The organism is Flavobacteriales bacterium (genome assembly GCA_013214975.1).
Taxonomy (GTDB): domain Bacteria; phylum Bacteroidota; class Bacteroidia; order DT-38; family DT-38; genus DT-38.
Genome location: JABSPR010000383.1, coordinates 1 through 5997 on the forward strand (window position 1 = coordinate 1; position 5997 = coordinate 5997).

The window sequence follows — 5997 nt, forward strand, 5'->3', positions numbered from 1 at the left end:
TCATTTTCAGGGGTTAAATTGGATAATAAATTTATTTTTACTGCACCAAAATAAAAAGAGAATGAAAAGAATACTAATACCTATTATAGCTGCTACGATCGTTGCATGTGGTGGCGCTAAAAAAGAAGCTGCTGATTCAAGTAAAGTGGATGTTGATGTGTTGATTGTAGGTGCAGGTGCATCTGGGATGTATACAGCATATACATTAGAACAGGCAGGGGTTGACTGGAAAATATTTGAAGCAGGATCTACACATGGTGGGAGAGCGCAGTATGGTAAATTAGGAGATGGTTATGTCGAATTCGGACCAGAGGAAATTTATTCTTCAGAAGATTACCCTGTACATAGAAGAGATCTATACTTAATTGAAGCCAAAGAAGAAGCAGCTGAAGAAGATTACGACGTTTCTAAAATGGAAATTAAAGGAGATAGCATATTCTTTGAAGATGAGTTTTGGGATGTGTTGCCTGGTATAGAACCAGTATTTACAGTTGACTTGTTCAAAGATATCTGGGAATTTGATTCCACTTTACTAAGACCTTTTGATATTGGTGTTGAGTATAATAATCAATTCAGGGTAGATGATAGAGATTATTTTAGTGAGTATCCTTATGAGCAATATTTAACAGGAAACGAAAAAGAATTCTTTGGCTTTGATAAGATTGTCTATATGAGAGATGGTAAGATGGTAAGAGCTTCTGAAGATCCTTCTTATAAAGAAGCATTTAAATTTTTAGCAGGTACTGATGAGTATGACGGCCCTGACACAAGCTTAACGGCTGTTCTGAATATTATGTTTGGAATAGAAGAAGGCGATAGACACTGGACAATTATCAATGATATATATGCAGTTGGTACAGAAGCTACTTCTTTAAACAGATTGTCTATTCACGCGATGCATGCTTCTGGAGAAGATTGGACAGAAGGAGGTGCTTATGTAATGTACTTGAGTATGCCATATAAGAAGGTGTTAGATACATTGTACTTCAATAAGATTCATCCTTTGGGGAAAATTGAATACAACAATGCTGTTGAAAAAATTGATTACACAGGTGATATTATTTCTGTTACAGATGAGAATGGAAATGTAACGACATGTAATAAATTGGTATTTACAGGTTCTCCGATGGTATTGAAAAGTGGAATCGTTGAGTTTGTTCCAGCTTTGCCTGCTAGAAAGTTAGAAGCTATAAACGCAATACAATTGGATCCAGGCTGGAGATTGCACCTTTTGTTTGACGAACCGTTATGGGAAGAGATTGATGCGATGGAAATCGTAGGATTAGGATATACTTCTAGATGTTGGCCAAACTCTAAGTTTAGGAAAGAAGGCGCTACAGATGATAATGTGCTTATGTGTTACATCATGGGAGAAAATGCGGAATACTTTAAGCAACCAGATGTGGATATGATGGAGGTTGTCTTGGGTGAGCTTGATGGTATATTTGGTGATAAAAAAGCAACAAAACACTTTACAGGAGAATATCAAATGTATGATTGGAGTATGAACCCATACATTGGTGGTGTTTATACATATCCAAATAAAGGAATGCATGTTTCTGGTCCAGAGAAAGGATGGAGAGGTAAGCTAGGTGAGCCAATTGAGGATAGAGTATTCTTCGCAGGCGAGGGTACTATTGATGACCATTACGGAACTGTATTTGGTGCAATGGAATCGGGCGAAAGAGTTGCTAAGAAAATCATCGGAGCACAATCGAAATAAGGTATTAGGCATTAGGATCTATAATCAATAATATTATTAGAATGAGGAATAAACTTGTAACCGGAGCACTAGCTGTATCGACTTTGTTCGCAGCTTGTGGTGGTGGATCAGAAGAATCTACTAAGAGTAGTGTTGACTTTGACGTAATAGTTGTAGGAGCTGGGGCTTCTGGTATGTACGCAGCTTATACGTTAGATAATGCTGGTTTGAATGTTAAAGTTCTTGAAGCATCTTCTACACACGGAGGAAGAGCACAATACAACGAGAGTTTTTCAGATGGTTATATTGAAATTGGACCTGAAGAAGTTTATTCTTCGCCAGATTTCCCAACGCCGCTTAGAGAAAAGTACTTAAAGCAAGCTACTGCTTGGGCTGCTGAAGAAGAGTACGATGTAAGTACTAGAGAAATACGAGGAGATAGTATTTTCTTTGATGGAGAGTATTACGATGTCCTTCCTGATAGTGGGCAGTTTAGAGTAGATATATATAGAGACGTTCATAACTTAGATTCAACATTATTGCATAAAATGATGATTGATAAAGTTGATCCTCAGCATATCATTTATATGAAAGATGGTAAAACGGTTAACGCTAAAGATGACCCTTCATACCATTTAGCAATGACTGTTTTGGATGATGTTATTTTTGGATATGAAGGTAAAGACACTACATACTCAGCAATCTTGGACATGGCTGGATATGATAAGGAAACGTTGACTTGGCAAATACTCGAGTCGTATTATGCGATTAGCCTTTATGCTACTACTTTAGATAGAATGTGGAGCCAGCAAGGATCTGATGGTTGGAGAGACGGTGGTGACCAATCTTACTATGTTGATATTCCTTATAAAAAGTTATTGGATACTCTCTACTTCAATCAACTTCACAAGAAAAATATGATTCAGTATGATTTCCCTGTTACTGAAATTAATTACACTGGAGATATTGTGACAGTATCTAATGCTGAAGGTGAATCTTTTACTGCAAATCATGTAGTGGTTTCTGTTTCGGTTGAAGTGTTAAAAAGTAACCTGATTCATTTCACACCTGATTTGCCTAAGAAAAAAGTTGATGCTTATTCTAGTATGGCAATGGATGAAGGTTGGAGAATGTACTTGAAGTTTAAAGAGCCGTTTTGGAATAAAGACAGCGTACATGATGTAGATATTATTAATCCTGGATATGCTTGTCGTTGCTGGGTTCCTTCTAAGTATAGAGCAGAAGGAGTTAATGATCCTAACGTAATGATCTGTTATATTATGGGGAAACGTGCTGAGTATCTTTCAAGCAACTTTAACTATATGGATGAAGTTGTATTAGGGGAGTTAGACTTAGTATATGGTGGTAAAACAGCTACGGATTTATTCGAGAAGTCTTACCACATGAACTATAAGAAGAATCCATATATAGGTGGAGTTTATACGTACACTACAAAAGGGATATATCCTGCTGACGGTCCTAGTATGAGAGAAATCCTAGGTCAGTCGGTAGAAAATAAAGTCTTCTTTGCTGGTGAGGGTACGAATCATGAGCACTATTCAACTGTATTTGGAGCCATGGAAACTGGCTTGTGGGCAAGTGAAGAGATTCTAGAAGTTCGAAAAAAGTAGTATTTGAATGTTGTAATTGAATTGCAAAAGCAATTCAAATTCTAAAAAAAAATTAATAGCCCCTCCATTCGAGGGGCTATTGTTTTGGGTGATAATGTTGGTAAGTAGCGTGTCATATACTCGAATTGCAGGATTCCATCTCTTGTTTTTTTTATATTTACCTTCCAATTTTTAACACGAATTTGATGTATAATAAAATAACAGGATTAGTATTAATTGCTGCAATGACTTTGTCTGGTTGTAGTGAAAGTGAAAAAGCAGAAGTTGCAGTTAATAACTTTGAAGTTATTGTTGTCGGTGCAGGTGCCGCAGGCATGTACGCAGCATATACATTGAATAGAGCTGGTGTTAAAGTGAAAGTATTAGAAGCGTCATCTACCCATGGTGGAAGAGCTCAGAATAATCAAACTTTTGGACAAGGTTTCGTTTCTATTGGACCAGAAGAAATATATAGCTCACCTGATTTTCCAGTTTCTTTAAGAAAACAAGCATTAGATGCAATTAAAGCAGAAGTGGAAGAAGATGGAGCTGATTGGTCTACCATGAAAATTAAAGGCGATAGTGTTTTTGTCGACGGCGAAGTTTGGGGTATTTTGCCGGATAGCGGTCAGTTTAAAGTTGATTTATATAGAGACCTTTATGCGTGGGATTCAACTAAACTTCACCCATTCGAACTAGGTACTGAGACCGATATTGCTATGTTCGAGGATTCTAGAGATGATTGGAGAGAGTGGCCATTTAGAGGACAGAATAACTACGATGATCACAAACATTTAGGCTTGAAGAATATAGCATACATGATTGATGGCAAGTTAACTAACGCTGAAGATGATAATACCTACAGAGAAGTCGCAGATGAATTCTACGCTATAATTGGCGATTACGATGGGCCAGATACTACGTATACAGCTGTGTTGAAACTAGCTGGTGTAGATTCAGGTAGCGTTAAATGGTTAATGATGGAGGATATCTTCGGAACAAGTATTAGCGCATCTTCTTTAAATAGAATTTACACGAACAAAGGTCATGGTGACTGGGGTGATGGTGGTGGACACGTTTATCTTGCTGACCTATCTTATAAAGATTTTTTAGATACACTTTACTTTCATGAAATTCATGAAAAGGAAATTATTCTATACAATTCTGCAGTGGAGACGATTGATTATAGTGGGGATAGAGTAACTGTATTAGACGAAAACGGTGTTTCGTACACTGCTGATTATGTTATATCTACTGTTTCTGTGGAGGTATTAAAAAGTGGTATTATTGAGTTTATTCCTGCTCTTCCTGCAGAAAAGGCAATGGCGTATGGCAAAATGACTATGGATGCTGGCTGGAGATTGTACCTCAAGTTTAAGGAACCGATTTGGGATAAAGAAGAGATTATCGAAATTCTTACTATGGGATACTCTAGTAGATGTTGGGTTCCTGCAAAATGGAGAGGGGAAGGTGTTGGGGATCCTAATGTTCTTACCTGCTATATTATGGGAGAGAGAGCGGAGTATTTGATGGGTCCAGAAGTAGATATGGATAAAGTGGTATTAAAAGAGTTAGATGTAATATTTGGAGGAACAACTGCATCAGATAATTTCATTGAGTCTTTTCATATGAACTATAAAATGAACCCGTACATCGGAGGTGTGTATACTTATCCTCAAAAAGATATGTATCCTGTTGATGGACCAAGCGTGAGACAGATATTAGCTAAGTCGATTGATGATAAATTATTTTTTGGGGGTACTGCTACAAATAACGCACACAGCTCTACAGTATTTGGAGCGATGGAAACAGGCTTAAGAACGGCAGAAGAAGTCTTAGCTGTTAAAAAATAGTAAATCCTCTCTGATAAAGGGGTTGTGAGTTGATTTAAGCTCCTTATGGAATTTAATTTATTACAATCCTAGGGTAAGATGGTTGTTTAGGTGTATATATGATATAAACTTAAACATCATATTATGAAAGATTTACATAGCTTTATTATCAGTGCAGCGTTCGTAGCTGTAATTATGATAGGAGCATTCCTGGTAGGATAGAAATTTGATATTAATGGAGAATTAAACATGAGGCGCACCTCTTATTAATTCTCCTTATTACTTTCTAATCATTCACACTAACGCGATTCTGTTGTTGCAGGTAATCTAACTTCGGGCAAAGTCCTCTTAGTAGTACTGTCAATTTGAACAGTTTTCTTAATTACTGGATTCAGGCTACTAACTTCCCTTTTCTTCTTTTTCTTATAGAGTTTTTCTAACTCATTAAATTGAATGTTAACGATAGATATAAATTTTTTTCGGTCTATTTCAATTCTTTCTTGTTGAATAGAACTTTCATTTAGATAAGCCCAACTAATGGTTTGTTGAAGTTCACATGAATCCATATAATCTGAAATTGAATAGGTGAAATTAAGATTATTAATGATCCATTTCCCTGCATTTGGTGTAGATCGTAATGGGTTAATGTTAATTGATACGCTCTTCGAATTGCTCCAATTAATGATTTTCTCTATATAAGAAGAGGAATCAGATAAATAGGTGATTTTTTGAGCTCCAATTGTATCTGCTAATGTAGAGTCTACATCTACCTTAATTACACTCAAACTATATTTGGAAAGGTTGGTGTTCCCGTTTATTTCTTTCCATAATTGTTTTTTATTTGTGAAAATAA

Annotated in this window: 4 protein-coding genes; 3 read left to right on the forward strand and 1 reads right to left on the reverse strand. The window is 36.4% G+C overall.

What is annotated here, in order from left to right; all coding sequences use genetic code 11:
* Positions 1-61 precede the first annotated feature (61 nt).
* From HRT72_12125 to HRT72_12135, 3 genes are all read left to right on the forward strand, one after another.
* Positions 62-1723: an FAD-dependent oxidoreductase gene (locus HRT72_12125; protein NQY68450.1), complete on the forward strand. Its 1662-nt coding sequence runs from the start codon at positions 62-64 to the stop codon at positions 1721-1723.
* A 41-nt stretch (positions 1724-1764) separates the two neighbouring features.
* Positions 1765-3333: an FAD-dependent oxidoreductase gene (locus HRT72_12130; GenBank protein ID NQY68451.1), complete on the forward strand. Its 1569-nt coding sequence runs from the start codon at positions 1765-1767 to the stop codon at positions 3331-3333.
* Between the two features lie 185 nt (positions 3334-3518).
* Positions 3519-5165 carry an FAD-dependent oxidoreductase gene (locus tag HRT72_12135; GenBank protein ID NQY68452.1) on the forward strand — a complete coding sequence of 549 codons (1647 nt, stop codon included), beginning with the start codon at positions 3519-3521 and terminating at the stop codon, positions 5163-5165.
* Positions 5166-5443: 278 nt separating this feature from the next.
* Here HRT72_12135 and HRT72_12140 read toward each other — a convergent pair.
* The coding region (locus HRT72_12140) for a hypothetical protein (GenBank protein ID NQY68453.1) at positions 5444-5997 on the reverse strand (554 nt) is incomplete at its 5' end.